We start from the raw sequence: 18,846 nt of genomic DNA on the forward strand, positions 1-18,846 counted from the left end.
GTGTACTTATTACCCTATGCAAGATACCTTTATACAAGCCTATCCAAAGCTACTACAGCCTTCCGTTGCAGTCGCGGGCTTGTGGCTGGCGCATGGTGATGAGCCACTACTCAGTCAATGGCTCATCGATGCCTTGCGCCCACATTGCCGCGCGCAGAATTACGCGATTAAGCGTATTGAGCTGATATCAGTCAAGAGCTGGCAAGAAGTATTGTCAGAGCTTGGTAGCCAGTCTTTATTTGATGATGCCAGTGCACTCATCGTGACGGGCAATCATAAGCCTGACAAGGCGGTCATCACTGAGCTTGAGCGCTTTGCCGTTGAAGCTCAAACAGGGACGCACAGTCATAGTTTATTATGGCTCACGCCCAAACAAGACAAACGATCGCAAAGCAGTAAGTGGTTTACGCCATTTGCTCAATATGGTCATGTCATTGATTGCAATTTATATAATGAGCAGCAACGACAGCAGCTACTGCAAATACAAGCTCAGCAGTTTGGTTTACGGCTATCGCAAGAAGCCTGGCAGCTGCTTATGTCGCATACTGAGCACCATCTGCTAAGCGCTTATCAGACCTTATGGCGGCTATCCTACTTATTTGCGCCGCAGCTAGTCGCTAAGAATATTGAGGCTACTCAACAGGCTGATCACTCTACACAACTTCCAAACAATGTTGCCTTAGACATTAAGGATCTACAAGCCGCGTTGGTCAGTGATGCACAGTTTAGCGTCTTTGATTTATCGGATGCCATGCTTGCCGGTAACAGCACGCAAGTCGCCAAAATCATGTTTCAGCTGAAAGCCACCGACGAGCCAACCACCTTGGTATTATGGGCAATCAGTAAAGACATGCGGCAAATTATGCAGTTGATGGATGGGCAAGACCCGCAAGCGCTTGGTATCTGGCGTAGCAAACAAGGATTGTACCAGCAAGCTTGCCGTCGCCAGTCAAAAGCGCAAACGGCTGAATGGCCTGCCCTGCTTTATAAATGTGACCAAGCCATCAAAGGACTCGTGCGTCAGCCAGCGTGGGAGTTATTATTGCAGGCAGCGCTTGAGTTATCAGGTAAGCGGCTGTTTGCCGTTTGATTGGTTGAAAAAATTCAATAACTTATTTAGCCAAGTAATTTTGTTAACTGAATAAGGAGCGTTCTGTAAAATTTCTGCTATATCAACCTCTTTTCTTTTACCCCACTCATCGCTTAATTCAGTCATAAGTTCGATTTGTTTACGAAAGCAAATTATTCTTTGATCCTCACCGATGACAGTATTTTGCTGTTGATACTCACTCGCTATCATAGAAGTTGTAGTCTCAAAAAACCTATAGATAAAATCATCTACGTCCCTAGAAGACTTTCTAGTGAGTTCGCTACCTCGTTCACATACTACATAATGGTAATAGTCATCACTTATCTCTAAATGTGGTTCCCCGAATCCAGATGGCTTTTTTCTTAAGATCACATCATTGGTACTCAACCCTATTTTTCTACCATAATCATTAACTATATCTTGAACTTGCTGATGATTTAGCATCATAAAATCCTTGTTTCAATATGAATAACTTTACTATCCTAACTTACGTTCAGATGATTATTTTTTTTTACAAAACCACCTTAACCTTTCTTAAACTAATTACCATTCCCTTTTGGACTTCAAGCCTCTACTATATGTACACTTGATTTCATTGTGACTGGATTGTTGTTATGCGCAAAATAAGCAAAAAGTCTGCTATCAAATGGGGTGTCATCGCCTTAATCATCGTAGCATTAGGGGCTTTGGCCTATACTTTTTTAAAACCAGAAGAAGAAAAACCCAGTTATTTAACCGCACCTGTTGAGGTTGGTGATATCGAAAACAATGTCATGGCATCAGGTAAAGTTAAAGCACTTAATACCGTTGATGTCGGTGCACAGGTTTCTGGTGAGGTCACAAACCTCTATGTAGAAGTGGGTGACGAGGTGAAACAAGGCGATTTGATTGCACAGATTGATCAAGTGACTCAGAAGAACAGCCTGAGCAATGAACAAGCCAGTCTTGAGCAAAGCGAAGCCGCGCTACAAAGTGCGCAAGCAGAATCGTTAAGCAAACAAGCTAGTCTAAAAAGTGCCTATGCCGATCTTGCCAGCCGTCAGTCTGAGCTTAAACAAGCACAGTCTGATTTTGCACGTTTGCAAGACTTAGTCGCTATCGATGCTATCTCACAACAAGAATATGATACACAAGCGACCAATGTCGAGACCGCAAAAGCAGCCGTTGCCAATGCACGCGCTGCTATTGATACGGCACAAGCCGCCATTGCAACAGCCACTGCAAACATTAATAGCCAACAAGCAGCATTACGAAAGTCTCAAACCAATGTCGCAACGGCTCAAGAAGACCTTAGCTATACAACGATTCGCGCACCAATATCAGGTACTGTCGTATCAGTGACCACAGAGCAAGGCACGACGGTCAATGCCAATCAAACAGCCCCGACCATCGTAACTTTAGCAGATTTGTCTACTGTTAGAATCAACGCACAAATCTCCGAAGCCGATGTTATCAATGTCAATGCTGGTATGCCCGCCTACTTTAATATCATCGGTAATCCAGACAAGCAGTATGATGCGACACTGACAGCTATTGAGCCGGCACCTGAGGAAATTAGCAAGACCAGCTCAACCGATTCTGCAATCTACTATGTTGGCTACGTAGAAGTAGCTAACCCTGAGCGATTATTTCGTATTGATATGACCGCCCAGATTTATATCATCATCGATCAAGCCAAAGACGCGTTGCTTGTGCCATCAGCAGCCATACAAGAAAGACCCGCGAGAAATCAAACTGAAGGTCAAGCAAAAACCAGCAAGGTTGTACGCGTACTAAATGATGACGGCACAGTAGAACCTCGCACAGTAGAAGTGGGCATTGATAACCGAGTAAATGCGCAAATTTTAAGTGGTTTAAAAGAAGGTGAGCAAGTCATCATCGGCGAAGGTAGTGCCAATGCTTCAGGTAAAGGTGGTGGTCGTACTCGTATACCTGGTGGTACTCCAAGGATGTAATTAATTCTTTGACTATGTTAACGATGAAAGGGCTTGAGCAACTTAGCCCTTTTCTCACGACACTCACTATCTTTGATTAAAGACATTGCTATGACTATATCTCAATCTGCTAAACAGCCGACCGACAGCACTAACACATCGACAGAATCTCACTCACAGAATAACACTACATCTACCGCTGACAAGCCCATTATGGAGCTGTCGGGTATTATTCGAGAGTTTGCTGCTGGCGAGCAAACCATTCGCGTATTGCACAAGGTTAATTTAACGATTAATCAAGGTGAAATGGTCGCGATTATCGGGCAATCTGGCTCTGGTAAGTCTACTCTAATGAATATCTTAGGTTGCTTAGATCAGGCGACAGCAGGTGACTATAAGATTTACGGCCAATCAGCAAACAAACTAGAGGCAGATGAGCTGGCTGAGTTACGCCGAGAGCATTTTGGCTTTATCTTTCAGCGCTACCACCTACTCGGTGACATTAGCGCTAAAGATAACGTTGCCGTCCCTGCCGTATATGCTGGTATGAACACTGAGGCACGAATCAATCGCGCAGAAAAGCTCTTGACCGATCTAGGTCTTGGTGAAAAGGTAAATAATCGTCCTAGCCAGCTCTCAGGCGGCCAACAACAGCGTGTTTCTGTTGCTCGCGCCCTGATGAATGGTGGCGATGTTATCTTAGCAGATGAGCCAACTGGTGCACTAGATAGCAAATCTGGCGAAGACGTGATGGCGATCTTACATGATCTAAATGCTAAAGGTCATACCATTATATGGTCACTCATGATCCCAAACTTGCTGCCCAAGCCGAACGAGTTATTGAGTTAAAAGATGGCTACGTCATTGCAGATTACAAAACTGAGCATTATAGACCGACAACTCAACACCCAGCATCTATCCTCGGTGGACATCGTAAAAGTGCCTTCGGCAGCTTTGTGGATCGTTTGCTCGAAGCTTTTAAAATGTCCTTACTTGCCATGCGTGCACACAAGATGCGCACATTGCTGACCATGTTAGGCATTATCATCGGTATCGCTGCGGTTGTGTCTATCGTTGGTCTTGGTCAAGGCTCTCAGCAGCAAATTCTCGCAAATATTAGCTCGCTAGGAACCAATACTATAACAGTGAATGACGGCTACCCTAGAGGCGACCCGCGACGTAAATATAATGACGACAACCTCACACCAGAAGATGCAGAAGCGGTCAGCAGTCAACCGTATGTTATCAATGTGAGCCCTCAAGTCAATACCAGCTCTAGTGTACGCTATCGCAGCGTGCAGGAAGACTCGACCATCAATGGTGTTGGTGAGTATTATCTAGAGGTCACTGGTGAGACGCTGGCATTAGGTCAAGGTTTCGATTCGCAAAGTATCGACCTTCGCAGTCAAGATATTATTATCGATGACAATGCCAAGAGTGCTTTTTTTGCAGATATAGATAACCCTATCGGAGAAGTCATACTCATCGGTAGTGTGCCTGGACGAGTGGTTGGCGTCCTTGAGGCAAGCGACAGTGGCTTTGGACCAAGTAGCACGACACCCGTCATATATATGCCTTATACCACTGTGATGTCACGTATAACTGGTAGTGCAAATATTGATAGTTTTATAGCACTGTTAGATGATAGTGTCTCATCTAGTGTCGCTGAGTCAGCTATTTCCGACATAATAGAAGGTCGCCATGGTAAAGATGATTTTAATATTATTAACTCAGACTCTATTCGTCAGACCATTGAATCGACCACAGGTACTATGACACTGCTCATCTCATCGGTTGCTGTTATCTCATTGATCGTTGGTGGTATTGGTGTGATGAATATTATGCTAGTATCGGTCACGGAACGCACTAATGAAATTGGTGTACGTATGGCAGTTGGGGCTCGTCAAAACGATATCATGCAGCAGTTTTTGATAGAAGCCGTACTCGTCTGTATTTTGGGCGGCTTATTAGGTATTGGACTGGCCTTTGCTATTGGTGAAATCATTAATAATTTTGCTGGTGATAGCTTTAAAGTGATTTACTCATCAACCTCTATTATTGCTGCTTTTATTTGTTCAACACTGATTGGTGTCGTATTTGGATTCTTGCCAGCGCGTAATGCTGCTAAATTAGACCCTGTTGAAGCACTGTCTAGGGACTAAAACGTCGCGACTGACGTTTTAAATAGGCATTTACTGCCATGAAACAGCCACCAATAAGCCAAATTATATAAAAAAACGCATTTTTTCGCATTAATTGCACTTTTTTTATATTACGGGGTTGTAATTGTCCTGATAGTGTATATAATGTGCTCTCACGTTTAGGGATAGAAATTCTTTAAACGTTGAAACAAACTTAATGCCTCTTTTAATGTTGATTTACCTAATATTAAAAATTAAGTTTAAAGACATTTTTTAGATGTCTAGTTTTAATAAGTTTGCCTTTAAGGAAACTTATCTTGTAGTAGATATAAACCTAGTAAAGGTATAGAGTTTTTAGAATTTATGAAAATGTAAATTCTCTTGCACTCAGATGAAGTACTACTTCATTTTATCTTCGCTCAGGGCCGATAGCTCAGTTGGTAGAGCAGTTGACTTTTAATCAATTGGTCCCGCGTTCGAGTCGCGGTCGGCCCACCATATTTAGTATTATGCTTGTTATGTACATTGCCCTATCAGGTATTGGCATAATAAGTAACAAAGTTTAAGAAGCTTTCTTTTAGAAAACTTCACCGAATTTACGAAGTTGTAAATTCACTTGCAGAGTTAAAAAAAGCCATGCTTTTTTATACACTCTTCAGGGCCGATAGCTCAGTTGGTAGAGCAGTTGACTTTTAATCAATTGGTCCCGCGTTCGAGTCGCGGTCGGCCCACCATATTTAGAAAGCCCAGTCATTATATTAATAATGACTGGGCTTTTTTTTGCTTAAAATTTCACTTTATTTTTTACGGTTTCGTTTAAAAATAGTGAAGTCAGTGTCTTTTCGCCACAGTAGCTTATGCTTAATCGTGTCTTTGATCGTCCGTGGATGCTTGGGTGCTTGCGTAATCAGCATATCAAACGTTTCTGCGTCTATTGCTAGCTCACGCCCATGTGCCATCATAACCATAGAAGGTTTTAACGCCTTTATTCTTTGTAGTGACTGAATATAGACTTTAGGATCATAAATAGGAAAAGGCGCCAAACTTATGACGCAGTTTGATAATGAGATCGGCCGTATAGACTTGCCGACTTGGTACATGAAATAGAGACAAGTCACGATCTGTATGTCCGGGTGTTTCCAGTACTTGCCATTCATCAAATTTCGGCACACTATCCCCATCTTTAACGGTCATATCAGGCGTAAGATGGGCAGGATAATACAGGTTCTTAAGGGAGCGACCTTGACGTCTCGCCACATAATGCGCAAGATTTATATCCACAAAATGCATGGCATGCCCACCGATACCGCTATACCATTGACGCTTTTTTTCTGCCGAAACAATGATACAGCCCGTCTCTTTTCTGAATTGATGAGCGCCGCCTGCATGATCAGGATGCATATGGGTCACCACGACGACTTTTAGATCGCTGATTGGTCGCTGTAACCTCGTTCTAATATAATCTAATACCATCGCTACATCAGGGCGGCAACCACCGTCCAGCAGCATGATTTTATCTGGATATACCGCAAGATAAGTACTTTGAATATATCCATCCAAGCGTACAATGTCACATAAACTCATTTGCATTCCCTGCTACATGATTGCTCACTGTTATAGCATCCCTATTATAGGAGACGCTTTTAACGCGCCTTAATAGGATTTAGTATAACGCCCACCATTCAACTTGTAATGACTTTGAGTGAACGCTTGTGACTATAAATTGCTTTTTTATAAAACTTGCCATCAAAAAAAACCCAGCGCTAAAGCTGAGTTTTCGTTAAATTAGTAAAATTTTAAAAGTATCAGAAGTTTAAACTTAATACTACCTTATGCCAAGTCACGAACCTTTGGCTCACGTTCCCACAGACGAGATTTGGCATTTTCAATAAAAGTATCCAATTCAGCCAGTGGCGTGATAAAGGCGTCTTTTTCGATAGGTAGCTTACTTAAGATAAACTCATCAGTCGCCCCGCAATAAGCAATCGCTTTGCAATGTCCATAGGCATCATTGAACCAATCTAGTGCTGAGCTGTCTTTTGCTAGCTTTTTAGCTTGGTCTGGCATAATAATACTAACGACTGCGTCAAACATCACTGAAGGGCCGCCAGCGAGACGCTCATCTGCTTGTATGCGAGTGTCGTCATCTAAGACAACTTCTTTATTGGGCGCAACAATTTTCACGCTAGCACCCTGCGCTTTTGCCGCCTCTTCGAACTTTTTGATTTCACTATGCTTAGAGCCTTCAGCGACCAAGATACCAATCAAACGGCCTTTTAAACTCTTAAGCGTTAGACCAATGGTTTGTACTGCTTTCGATGTCGCCATATCCTGTACAGGAGCAGCGGCATCAGCAGGCTCTGGCAGTTCCATACCTAGCGCTGTTGCCACACGATTTGCCAAGTCTTCATCAATATGCGGCAGATGGCTCAGCATACGCGTACGTACATGCGCCGTATCTACTTTACCTAGCTCAAAGGCATAAGCAGAAGCAATGTGTGCTTGTTCAGCTGGCGTCTGGCTACGATAGAACATCCGCGGTTGACTATAATGATCGGCAAAACTTTCTGCACGCACGCGACCTTTCACACCATCATCCAACTGCTCATGGAATGATTCAAAGCCACGTTTGACACTTTCGCGCGGTCTAGTCGGATCTAAGCTTTGCGGTTCATAGAGCACACGAGTCTTAGATACTTGCATCTGCATATGACCATCTTGCTGATTATTGGCAAACGGGCATTTCGGCGCATTGATTGGAATTTGGGCAAAGTTAGGCGAACCTAAACGTGATAACTGCGTGTCTAAATAACTGAACAGACGACCTTGTAATAATGGGTCATTACTGAAGTCGATACCTGGTGGCAGATGCGATGGACAGAACGCCACTTGCTCCGTTTCTGCAAAAAAGTTATCGGGATAGCGGTTCAGCACCATTTTACCCACGACTTTCACTGGCACCATCTCTTCTGGAATCAATTTGGTGGCATCTAGATGATCAAACGGGAACTTATCAGCTTCTTCTTCAGTAAATAACTGGACGCCAAACTCCCATTCAGGATAGTCGCCATTATTAATGGCTTCAAATAAATCACGGCGATGATAATCAGAGTCAGCGCCTGAGATTTTTACCGCCTCATCCCATGTGGTTGACTGTACACCGAGTACAGGTTTCCAATGGAAACGGACAAAGGTGCTCTTGCCTTCTTTGTTGATTAAACGATAGCTGTGAATACCAAAGCCTTCCATCATGCGTAAACTGCGTGGTAGTGCACGATCACTCATCAGCCAAATTAAATTATGCATGGTCTCAGGACTTAATGACACAAAGTCCCAAAAGGTATCGTGCGCCGAAGCGGCTTGCGGAAATCCACGATCAGGCTCTGGTTTGACCGCATGAATGAGGTCTGGAAACTTCATCGCATCTTGAATAAAGAAAATCGGCATGTTGTTACCAACGATGTCCCAATTGCCTTCTTCGGTATAAATCTTTACGGCAAAACCACGCACATCACGTGGCGTATCTTTTGAGCCTTTGTTACCTGCAACCGTAGAAAAACGGGTAAATAAAGGCGTCTGTTTACCTGTTTCAGTCAAAATTTTCGCCGTGGTATATTTTTCGAGCGACTCAGTGAGTTCAAAATAACCGTGAGCAGCACTACCACGCGCATGAACGATACGCTCAGGAATACGCTCATGGTCAAAATGATGAATTTTTTCCCGTAATACAAAATCCTCTAGCAATGTGGGGCCACGTGCGCCTGCTTTTAGAGAGTTTTGATTGTCAGAGATGACGACACCTTGTTGGGTCGTCAATACTTTGGTGTCATCCCCTGCGCGCTGGTGAGTCTCACCGCCATTGCCACGTTCCGTATTCATATCTTTAGCGGGGTCAGTATGATCAATATTATTTTTCATTATGCATCCTAGCTAGTAATTAAAAGTAGGCTCTATTTCTTTAGAACCTTTGTATAGAGCTACCTTTAATGTTAGCCAAAAAATATGACTAATTCATGGCACTCCTTGTTGATATTTGGTTAAAGTTTGCAGCCGTGATAAAGCCGTAATTTCAGCGTATCTAAAGAGAGCTTCAACGTTGACGATAGATTCTTGTCATGTGGTGATTTTTTAAGGTATGCTCTTAGGAAGCATTAAAACAGTTGATAAATAAAATGGGCATAGTTTTAGCCAATTATTTATCTTTTTTATACGATTATAAGGCGACCTACTATGTTATCAACTTCAAATACTCCGTCCAAAAAACCTTATCACTCATTGCTAATGGGTGCGTCAATCGGACTAATGGCACTGACTTTCAGCCAAACAGCTGCCGCCATTACAACCAAAAATATTACCTATACCGTGGATGATCAAGCATACGAAGGCTATTACGCCAAAGCGGACAAAGCGAATGCGCCTTTTATCTTACTCATTCATGATTGGGATGGATTGACAGACTATGAGCGCAAACGTGCTGACATGTTAGCCACTGAGGGCTACAATGTATTGGCGGCAGACATGTTCGGACAAGGCGTTCGCCCTACTTCTATTGAAGAAAACAAACGCTTAACTGGGGAGTTATACGATGATCGCAATAAAATGCGCCGCATACTTCAAGGTGCGCTGAATGCTGGAAGACTACAAGGTAATGATGTGCGTAAAGGCACTACCATGGGATATTGTTTTGGCGGTACCGTTGCTCTGGAGCTGGCGCGCTCAGGATTTGAGCAAAAAGCATTTGTACCCTTCCATGGTGCCTTTGATATTCCAACGGGTCAAAGTTATGACAAGACAACTGGAGAAATCTTAGTATTCCATGGCTCTGCTGATGAATCTGTCTCTCTAGAGAGCTTCGCCACTTTGGGTAAGACGCTAGAAGCCGCCAACGTACCGCATGAGATGGTGACATATAGTGGTGCACCACATGCCTTTAGCGTGTTCGGCAGTGATAGATATGATGCACGTGCCGATGAGCGCTCGTGGAAACGCTATTTGGATTTTTTAGCAAATGAATATAAATAACTTTAATTTATATCCTATAAGAACAGCGACCCTTAATTATTAACCACCCTATCTCATTGATAAATGAGTCGATTAGAAGCCAAGGAAGCCAATTATGTTATTGAAGAACGACGTATTGCGTGCGCGTGTTAGATTGTTAGGCGCATTTTTAGGTGAGGCCATTTCTCGCCAATCTGGGGAGGATACCCTACGTACTATCGAAACATTGCGGAAAGGCTTTATTCAGGAGCGCCGCGAGCATAATCCAGTACACAAACAGCAGCTGATCGATCTTATTGCCTCATTAGACAATCAAACCTTAAAAAACGTCATTCGGGCATTCTCTATTTACTTTTTCCTCGCCAATTTAACTGAAGAAAACTATCTGCGTGAGCAACGCCGTACTATGCGTGCCCAATCCAATCAAAGCTGGGAGGGCTCCTTTCGCCGCACCTTGTTAGAATGCCGTGAGCGGCAAATCGAACCTGCGCAAATCAAAGAGCTTATTGATCACCTTAAATTTATTCCTGTTTTTACGGCTCATCCTACCGAAGCCCGTAGACGCACCACCATGAATATCTTGCAGACCCTCTATGAGCATACCGATGCCATGAGCGACTATTCCGAAGGTAGCTTAGCCTTTATGCAAGCCAAGCAAAAAACAGCAGAAACCATTGATTTGCTATGGTCGTCAGACGAAGTTCGTAGCCGCAAACCGTTGGTTTATGATGAAATAAACAACGGCTTACACTATTTTGATGCCAGCTTATTCACTGCCATTCCCAAAGTATATCGTAATATAAAAGACGCTATCGTCGATATCTATCCTGAGTTAATCGACTATCCTTTACCCGCCTTTGTCAGTTTTGGCTCTTGGATTGGCGGCGATAGAGATGGCAATCCATTCGTCACCCATGAAACCACTGAAATGGCGGTATTGATGCATGCCAATACTGTACTGCGTCATTATCAAGTATTGGTCAGAAAATTGCGTCGTGAGCTGATTCATAGCGATACTATCGTCGATATCGCGCCAGAGATTTATACCCGTATCAAAGACTACAGCACACTCGATCAAAAAGTCTTTTGCTACAATCCTGATGATTACAATAATGAGCCGTACCGAAGATTGCTGTCCATTATTCTGGCTAAAATAAAAGCGACCAACCAGCATATCCAAAGCCAAGGCACAGATGATGAGGCTGCAAAAGAGGCTTACTCAACACCGACGGCCTTGTTAGATGATTTACGCCTTATTCGCAAAAGCGTTAATACTCATGACAAAGCGCATGGCGAAGGCTTACTGCTTGATACTATTCGCCTAGTCAAAACCTGCGGCTTTCATTTGGCTGCGCTGGATATTCGCCAAGATTCAGGATATCACGGCGAAGTCATTGCAGATATTTTTGCTAGCGCCTCGAATCTGCCCGACTATCGCACCCTCAGCGAAACAGAGCGCCAACAATGGCTAACGCGTTTGCTGGAAAAGCCAGGTGCACCGCTGATTTATACCGACAACTTAAGCGCGCAAACACACGAACAGCTTGCTCTGATGAATTCTGTCGCTAAACTTCGCAAACTGGTCGGCGACGATACTTTTGGTAGCTATGTAATTTCGATGACCAATAACGCCAGTCAGCTATTAGAGGTGCTGCTACTGATGCGTTTTGCAGGCTTATCGGGTATTGATAAGAATGGGCATTTATTTTCTGCCCTACCAGTTGCGCCACTGTTTGAAACCATCGAAGATTTAAAAAATATCGATAAGATTATGCCAATGGTGTTGGACAATCCGCTGTATCGGGAGCTACTTGAGCACTCAGGAAACATTCAAGAGATTATGCTTGGCTACTCAGACTCCTCTAAAGATGGCGGCATTATTACCTCCGCTTGGCAATTATATAGTGCCCAGCAAACCATCACCGATATCGCCAATCAATATGGTATCACCACCCGCCTGTTCCATGGTCGTGGTGGTTCCGTCAGTCGTGGTGGTGGCTCAACCCATCAAGCCATCGCCGCGCAGCCTGCTGGCACTTTAAATGGACAGATCAAGTTCACTGAACAAGGCGAAGTACTTTACGCCAAGTATGCCAATCCAGATACTGCCGTGTTTGAATTAACCATGGGAATCACGGGGGCGCTAAAAGCCAGCTCGTCACGATTTGTCGAACAACCCAAACAGCTAGATAGCTATGAAGCGTTGTTTGCTGATTTGGCAGATGCAGGCGAACAGCAATATCGTGAGCTGACGGATAACACAGAAGGCTTCTATCAGTTTTATTCTGAGGCTACGCCAGTACAAGAGATTTCATTGCTCAATATTGGCTCGCGTCCTGCTCACCGTAAAAAAGGACTACCGAGCAAATCGACGATTCGAGCGATACCATGGGTATTTGGCTGGTCATTGGCGCGCTTTACCCTTCCTGCTTGGTATGGCGTGGGCAGCGCTTTAGATAGCGTCAAAAAAGACGAAGCGTTAATGAAAGAGATGAATAAAAACTGGCCGTTTTTCAATGTCTTTATCAGCAATATCGAAATGGCTTTTACAAAATCCGAGATGAATATCGCCCGTGCATACAGTCAACTGTGTGCAGATGAAAGCTTACGTGAGCAGGTCATGCAGGCAGTGATTGATGAGCATGAACTGACGCACGCAGGTCTCAACTCCTTGCTAGAGCAGGCGTCTTTACTCTCAAACCAACAAGACTTGGCTCATTCATTGGAATGGCGTAACGCCTATTTAGACCCTATTAACTATATTCAGATTGAGCTACTCAAACGTATGCGCCAATCTGATAACACTAGCAATGACAATCTGGAAAATAACGATAGACTTGCTGTCGAAGATGCATTAATTCGTAGTATCAACGCCTTGGCAGCAGGGCTACGCAATACGGGTTAGTATTTATAAATAGGTTGGTCTTTACGTATTCGAACTTACATAAAGCTGAGTTGATTCATGGTGTTATCACAGTGAATCAACTCAGCTTTTTACGTTAATAAAGTTTTTCGAATACTAATATTTGATTGTTAGATGGCATCTCACAACGCTTACTTAACGTTAAATGATGTGCATTTGCCAAATCTATAACGTCTTCTAAATGACGGATGCCACTGTTAGCATCGCGCTGGCGCAAGCTATGGTCAAACTGACGATTGCTTGCGCTGCTATAACTACCATTTTCGTTAAAGGGTCCATAAACGATGAATTTACCATTTAAAGGTAGCATACCACCGACCAATTGGAATAATTTAGCCACTAAAGACCACGACATGATATGCAAGGTATTGGCGGTAAATACCGCATCATACGGTATATCGGCAACCTCATTGACTGGCACTGAATCACACGATACATCAAAAGTAAGCGGTGTATATAAATTAGGGGCAGGATAGGCAGCATGCCAAGCATTGATGGTGGCGTGATTAGCCAACATATCACTGGTCTGCCATATTAAATGAGTCAATCTAGGGGCAAAATACACACTATGCTGACCCGTACCTGACCCAACCTCTAACACATGAATAGAACCTTGCAACTCTTGCTGTAAAAATTCTAGAATCGGCTGCTTATTATTTTCACACGCTTGAGAAAATGCTATTCCAGTAGGAGCAATCGATTGGCTATTATCTAAATCATCATTCAACACTGCTAATATCCTTATATATCTTCATTACTGTAGCTTTGATATTAATAATGGCGACAAGCAAAGCGTCGAAAAAACTAATAAATACCCGCTTCTACCCCAGCTGCCAGTGTCATCGCTAGCTCTTCGACTTGATCAGTAAAGATTTCTTGCCAATCATCTTGTAAAATCAGCGCCTCTTGCACCCATGACCAGCGCAGTCCTGTGGTAATGGTTTTGAGCGCAAGCTTAGTACCTGTCCCATCATGCCCAGCTCGAATATATATCGCAAACGGCATGCCCTGCTTCTTCTCTAACACAGGGTAATAACAACGATCAAAGAAATCCTTGGTCAACCCTGACATATATGCTAGATTTTCAGTCGTTCCTAATAATAGTGCGTCAGCTGCCAATACATCTTCAGGCTGGGTATCTTGTGGCGACTTTAATATGACATTAATGTCTAACTCAGGATGACTAGCACCAGCATAAGCTGCATGAGCCAATCTTTTGGTATTAGGCGATGGCGCATGCGCAACGATAAGCAAAGTCTTGGTAGCCATATTAATCATTATTCTTATGAGTAATGGTCACATTTTGGATAATATCGGGATGGATACTTTTCGCCACTGGGCACGTTAGCGCGGTGTTATAGAATATTTTTTGTGTTTTATCATCTAACTCTTGATTAAAAGTAATCGCGACATGTACTTCACTGACACGTCTTGGGTCAGCCGCCATTACTTTGGTCACTTCAGCGGTAGTGCCTGCAATATCGATATCCATATCACGAGCTTTAATACCGATAATGGTCAACATGCAACTGGCTAAGCTCGTCGCCAACAAATCAGTCGGTGAAAATGCCTCTCCTTTACCTTGATTATCAACTGGTGCATCGGTGATGATTTCATTGTTTGATTGCAAGTGAATAGCAGTAGTGCGTAGGTCGCCTTGATAAGTTACTTTTGATGTGATCATATTTTTACCTTTAACAATTGTTATTATTGGATTTGGAACTTTGAAGAAGATTTCAAAGCTCTCGCTGGTATATAATAAACATTTTATTTTTGCTTATAGAAATTTAAGACGTTAGTTTTGGAACTATTGACAACGTTTTAATAGATTAGATAATTCAAACTTGACTTACTTTCTACATAAGAAATTATTTAGCTATAGACCTAACAGTAAGTCCATCATTCATGTCAAAAGCAGAACGACCAATATTTTTTTCGATTGTAATATTTGGTATATGGCCAGATTTGATAATCTCACGATATAAGCAACCAAGTATACTATGACTATCCTTAGGCTTATTATTTTCCATTTTAAGAGAAAGAAACTCTGAGTTTCTCAACGGTTTGATCAATACCTTATCTGGTAATGAAGTAATCTGAGTATATAGATCGACACTATCATTAGCAGACTGAGCAGTCTTAATAAAGACGATATCTTCTTCTACAGATATACGGGCTAGCTGTTCAAATGATACAATTTCAAAATTATTACCGCGGACTATAGGGACGTTTGAAACTTGAATAGGATCTAAACCAAAATGAACCAAACTATATGCTAAAAAGCATTTATCTATAGGATTAAGACCTTTTTCTAGTAATATATCTAACTGCTCTTTAGCCCAAGACTCTATAGTTTCATTTGTAGCTGAGTATTTTTGACCTTCTCTCTTGGCAGATTGAGGCAAATAATCAATATACCCCATATAGTTCTCACCACCTCTCATGTGGATACCAGCACTAAGGCCACCTACTGTTCCAGACCGCAAAAAATTTTGTTCGTTGTTTGGAATTATTGAAATTGCTGCAAGCCCATACCATTTATCATCTTGAACTATGGGTCGCAACCTATCGGAATGAGACTCAATGTATTCTGAAACGCTTGAATCTTGGAATGCTGCAAATGAAGTTGTTTTTAGCCATTTTTTATAGTTTGTTTCTTTACGTATATCTGTATGTATTTCCTGATAATCTAAATTGTCAATTTTTAGACGAACAGATACATCCAAACCAACGCAAATAGCAGAAATATAGTCCTTAATACTGACATTTATATTTACTGCATTTGATAGGTTGCGTTTTATTTCGACAGATTCAGTATCCTTTAGTACATCAGGTAATAAATTCAATTTCACTTGTGTAGAAACACTAGACTTAAAGTCTTTGGGAGGCTGATTCTTAAGTAATGGACGTAAAGATAGTCCATTATTAAAACTTAACTGCCATATATTTGAAGCACCCTCATTCCATGGCTTACTGGAAACTACCACTTTATCAGCTCCCATGAACACAGAATAAAAACCTATACCAAACTGACCAACAGATTTGAACTTAGAGGAACGAAGACCAGGAAACTCGCTTTGTACCAAAGAAGAAGTCCAGAAACTAGTACCAAAATCAAGAAGAGGGCCTGTCAATACTCTTTTTGACATACCTACACCATCATCCTCAATATAAAATATTTTACCTTCAGAACTGCTTTTAAAATGTATAGATATTTGCCCAGAAAACCCTTTTTCAATTTCTCTTCTTGCATGAATGGAATCTCGAGCATTTTGTATTAACTCTCTAATTATAACCTCAAGCTTGTCACAACCTTGTCCATATAGCTTTTCACCACCAAGAGACTTTACAAGATTCTCTATATTTCCCACATGTACTTCAGCCATACAAGGATTCCATCCTTCGGTCTGAATAAAATTAGACATCAACTCTGGGGACTCAATACCCTTGACTCTTTTTACTTGAAATTGTGGTGTTAATATTTGTCTAGACTCAAGTAAAGCATTCGATGACCGTATTTCTTTTTCAATCATGCAGACAGTGTCATATGCTACCCACCAAGCTTCCGACTCATGTTCTAAAAACTTATGAGTTGAAGTGAAAAGAAGAGTTGAAAGCGAATTATCTGATTGATCTATGTCTACCGAAGCTAGTTTATTTTGCGCTTGCCAATGTGTAAATGAAATCCCTCTTCTCTTAATCAAAGCATGAAGAAAGTCGGGTGCTCTTTCACTATCTATATGAGCCGCATCAGCACATCGTACCATGCAAGCAATTTTAATAGGATCAATACGCCATTCTCTTGGAAAACCAGGTATAACATTAACCTGAGCAGGTAATTTATTTGCAACATCTTCTATAGACCAGTGATGACTGGCAGCTATTTGTCCAATTAATTTCCCAAAATGCTTTCTTATTTTGCTGTTTTCAATTAAATATAGTTCTTGTTGAGTAGAAGGGTCTTGCCAACTTTTTTCTACTAAATTCTCAGCTTGATTGGCATGAAGAAATCTTAAAGCGGAAAAATCCGCGATACTTTTAGCTTCCTCATCTTCAATAGATTCAGGTAGACTAGCAAATGAGTCTTTCCAGATAATAGTTGAGCGAATACCTTCAACACCATTATCATATGCTTCAAAACACAATGCAGAATCATGCAATAAGACTGCTCCACCAAACACATATGCTTCAAGTGGATTAAGAGGATATTCATTACCACATATTAGGTCAGCAACTTCCCACAACGCATCTAAATGACTAATATCGTGTTGAGTTAGCCCAGGTAAATCTCCAGCAATCTTGGAAACTAAATGCTCTGCATTCTCTCTGAAATTAGTAAAAGAAGCTCGCAATTCTTCCCTTTTTTCATCAAATCCATCATGTTGTTGCTCTAGCGTACGTTTCCAAAGTCTAGTGCTTTTGATTCTATCGAGTGACAATTTTATATCCTTAGGTTAGTAACAAGATTAGGTCTAAAAACTTAGTATCTTTTAAACTTAGCACTAATTTCGCATATCAACAATACAAATATATCAAGACAACTTATTAAAAAATATTTATATGAGATAGATCTAATCAACGAATCAGAAGATAAAAAAAGCCCTCTTTGCTATGGAGTGAGCTTTAGATATATAACACTAACGACGATCTACTCTCACATAGAGCGAACAAAAAATATTATATATTTGGTATTCATACTTAAACAACTTACAGACCACCTGTGAGATCTAAGAAGTTTCCAGTCGAAAAAGAAGATTTATCTGAAGCTGACCAATAGATGGCTTCAGCGACCTCTTCAGGTTGCCCGCCTCTTTGCAGTGGAATCACCGTCTGTAATCGCTCCACTCTTTGTGGCTCTCCGCCATCAGCATGCATATCAGTGTAAATCAGCCCTGGACGGACACCATTAACCCGAATACCTTCAGCCGCAACTTCCAATGACAACCCTTTAGTTAAGGTATCAATAGCGCCTTTCGATGCGGCATAATCAATATATTCATTCGGAGATCCTGAGCGCGCTGCTCCAGAAGAGACGTTCACAATCACTCCTCCCAAGCCGACGTGCCGAGTAGACATGCGTTTTACCGCCTCTCTACAACACAAAAAATAGCTGGTGACATTGTTTGTGAGTATGGCGTTTATTCTGTCGGCAGTCATATCTTCTAAACGGGATTGTTTTTTCAAAATACCCGCATTGTTTACGAGCACGGATAGTATGCCTAACGCTTTATCGACGGTGGAGAACATGCGGATGACGTCTTCTTCAGAAGATACGTCAGCCTGAATTGTAATACATTTCCCACCAGCGGCGATTATCGTCTCAGACAGTTTGTTGGCCGCTTCTGAATTAGATTTGTAATTGATGGCCACCGCGTAACCTTGCTTAGCAAAAAGCGTCGCTGTGGCAGCACCAATGCCCCGACCGCCACCTGTGATAAGTACCACTTTTTGAGTGCTCATAACGCTATCCTTGATCTATCATTTTATACATGAATTCGAAGTGACGCATAACGCTCATATTTTAGGCTGATTTATAGCAATAAGAGAAGGCTTTCTATCGAACTGCGATGATTATACTGTTTTTCAAAACCAACTTTCCAGTGATAGGTTTTTAGCGGTTACGCGATCAGAGAAGTAGCATTCTTTAGATAGACATAGCACTTTTTTTACACACAAAGAAAACCCCCTCCGCATTAGCGAAGGGGGTTTTACTTTAGAATAGAGAGCTGACGATGACCTACTCTCACATGGACGAAT

Annotated in this window: 13 protein-coding genes, 2 tRNA genes and 1 pseudogene; 7 read left to right on the forward strand and 9 right to left on the reverse strand. The window is 42.0% G+C overall.

The window, feature by feature from the left end; translation table 11 throughout:
- Nucleotides 1-16 precede the first annotated feature (16 nt).
- Nucleotides 17-1,090: a DNA polymerase III subunit delta gene (locus JMV76_RS12855; protein WP_201502967.1), complete on the forward strand. Its 1,074-nt coding sequence runs from the start codon at nucleotides 17-19 to the stop codon at nucleotides 1,088-1,090.
- On the opposite strand, the gene JMV76_RS12860 is transcribed toward JMV76_RS12855, so the two are convergent.
- Complete coding sequence (locus JMV76_RS12860) at nucleotides 1,064-1,537, reverse strand: Imm63 family immunity protein (protein WP_201502968.1); 474 nt, start codon at nucleotides 1,535-1,537, stop codon at nucleotides 1,064-1,066. The genes JMV76_RS12855 and JMV76_RS12860 overlap by 27 nt on opposite strands.
- Before the next feature lie 167 nt (nucleotides 1,538-1,704).
- Here JMV76_RS12860 and JMV76_RS12865 point away from each other — a divergent pair, with 167 nt between their 5' ends.
- The 4 genes and pseudogenes from JMV76_RS12865 to JMV76_RS12880 all read left to right on the forward strand — a co-directional run bounded on the left by JMV76_RS12865 (nucleotide 1,705) and on the right by JMV76_RS12880 (nucleotide 5,899).
- Nucleotides 1,705-3,045, forward strand: a complete 1,341-nt coding sequence (locus JMV76_RS12865) for an efflux RND transporter periplasmic adaptor subunit (RefSeq protein WP_201502969.1) — start codon at nucleotides 1,705-1,707, stop codon at nucleotides 3,043-3,045.
- 192 nt (nucleotides 3,046-3,237) lie between these two features.
- Nucleotides 3,238-5,186, forward strand: a pseudogene (locus JMV76_RS12870) (MacB family efflux pump subunit).
- A gap of 401 nt (nucleotides 5,187-5,587) precedes the next feature.
- Nucleotides 5,588-5,663: transfer RNA gene (locus JMV76_RS12875), tRNA-Lys, on the forward strand.
- Nucleotides 5,664-5,823: 160 nt separating this feature from the next.
- Nucleotides 5,824-5,899 (forward strand) — tRNA-Lys (locus JMV76_RS12880).
- Between the two features lie 63 nt (nucleotides 5,900-5,962).
- Here JMV76_RS12880 and JMV76_RS15130 read toward each other — a convergent pair.
- From JMV76_RS15130 to JMV76_RS12890, 3 genes are all read right to left on the reverse strand, one after another.
- Nucleotides 5,963-6,133 carry a hypothetical protein gene (locus JMV76_RS15130; RefSeq protein WP_265090309.1) on the reverse strand — a complete coding sequence of 57 codons (171 nt, stop codon included), beginning with the start codon at nucleotides 6,131-6,133 and terminating at the stop codon, nucleotides 5,963-5,965.
- A 52-nt stretch (nucleotides 6,134-6,185) separates the two neighbouring features.
- Nucleotides 6,186-6,749 carry an MBL fold metallo-hydrolase gene (locus JMV76_RS12885; protein WP_265090310.1) on the reverse strand — a complete coding sequence of 188 codons (564 nt, stop codon included), beginning with the start codon at nucleotides 6,747-6,749 and terminating at the stop codon, nucleotides 6,186-6,188.
- Nucleotides 6,750-6,995: 246 nt separating this feature from the next.
- On the reverse strand, nucleotides 6,996-9,083 hold the full coding sequence (locus tag JMV76_RS12890; protein WP_201502970.1) for a catalase: 2,088 nt from the start codon (nucleotides 9,081-9,083) through the stop codon (nucleotides 6,996-6,998).
- Between the two features lie 312 nt (nucleotides 9,084-9,395).
- Here JMV76_RS12890 and JMV76_RS12895 point away from each other — a divergent pair, with 312 nt between their 5' ends.
- Together JMV76_RS12895 and ppc are read left to right on the forward strand one after the other, a co-directional pair.
- Nucleotides 9,396-10,187, forward strand: a complete 792-nt coding sequence (locus tag JMV76_RS12895; RefSeq protein ID WP_201502971.1) for a dienelactone hydrolase family protein — start codon at nucleotides 9,396-9,398, stop codon at nucleotides 10,185-10,187.
- A gap of 94 nt (nucleotides 10,188-10,281) precedes the next feature.
- Nucleotides 10,282-13,071, forward strand: coding sequence for a phosphoenolpyruvate carboxylase (gene ppc / locus JMV76_RS12900; protein WP_201502972.1), 2,790 nt, complete (start codon nucleotides 10,282-10,284; stop codon nucleotides 13,069-13,071).
- A gap of 94 nt (nucleotides 13,072-13,165) precedes the next feature.
- On the opposite strand, the gene JMV76_RS12905 is transcribed toward ppc, so the two are convergent.
- From JMV76_RS12905 to JMV76_RS12925, 5 genes are all read right to left on the reverse strand, one after another.
- Nucleotides 13,166-13,819 (reverse strand): DUF938 domain-containing protein, encoded by a 654-nt coding sequence (locus JMV76_RS12905; protein ID WP_201502973.1) that lies wholly within the window; start codon nucleotides 13,817-13,819, stop codon nucleotides 13,166-13,168.
- 74 nt (nucleotides 13,820-13,893) lie between these two features.
- Nucleotides 13,894-14,358 (reverse strand): flavodoxin family protein, encoded by a 465-nt coding sequence (locus JMV76_RS12910; RefSeq protein ID WP_201502974.1) that lies wholly within the window; start codon nucleotides 14,356-14,358, stop codon nucleotides 13,894-13,896.
- Nucleotide 14,359: 1 nt separating this feature from the next.
- Nucleotides 14,360-14,773 carry an OsmC family protein gene (locus JMV76_RS12915; RefSeq protein WP_201502975.1) on the reverse strand — a complete coding sequence of 138 codons (414 nt, stop codon included), beginning with the start codon at nucleotides 14,771-14,773 and terminating at the stop codon, nucleotides 14,360-14,362.
- A gap of 184 nt (nucleotides 14,774-14,957) precedes the next feature.
- Nucleotides 14,958-17,528 carry an HD domain-containing protein gene (locus JMV76_RS12920; RefSeq protein WP_201502976.1) on the reverse strand — a complete coding sequence of 857 codons (2,571 nt, stop codon included), beginning with the start codon at nucleotides 17,526-17,528 and terminating at the stop codon, nucleotides 14,958-14,960.
- A 268-nt stretch (nucleotides 17,529-17,796) separates the two neighbouring features.
- On the reverse strand, nucleotides 17,797-18,549 hold the full coding sequence (locus tag JMV76_RS12925) for an SDR family oxidoreductase (protein WP_201502977.1): 753 nt from the start codon (nucleotides 18,547-18,549) through the stop codon (nucleotides 17,797-17,799).
- Between the last annotated feature and the right edge of the window lie 297 nt (nucleotides 18,550-18,846).

It is taken from the genome of Psychrobacter cibarius (assembly GCF_904845955.1).
GTDB lineage: Bacteria > Pseudomonadota > Gammaproteobacteria > Pseudomonadales > Moraxellaceae > Psychrobacter > Psychrobacter cibarius_B.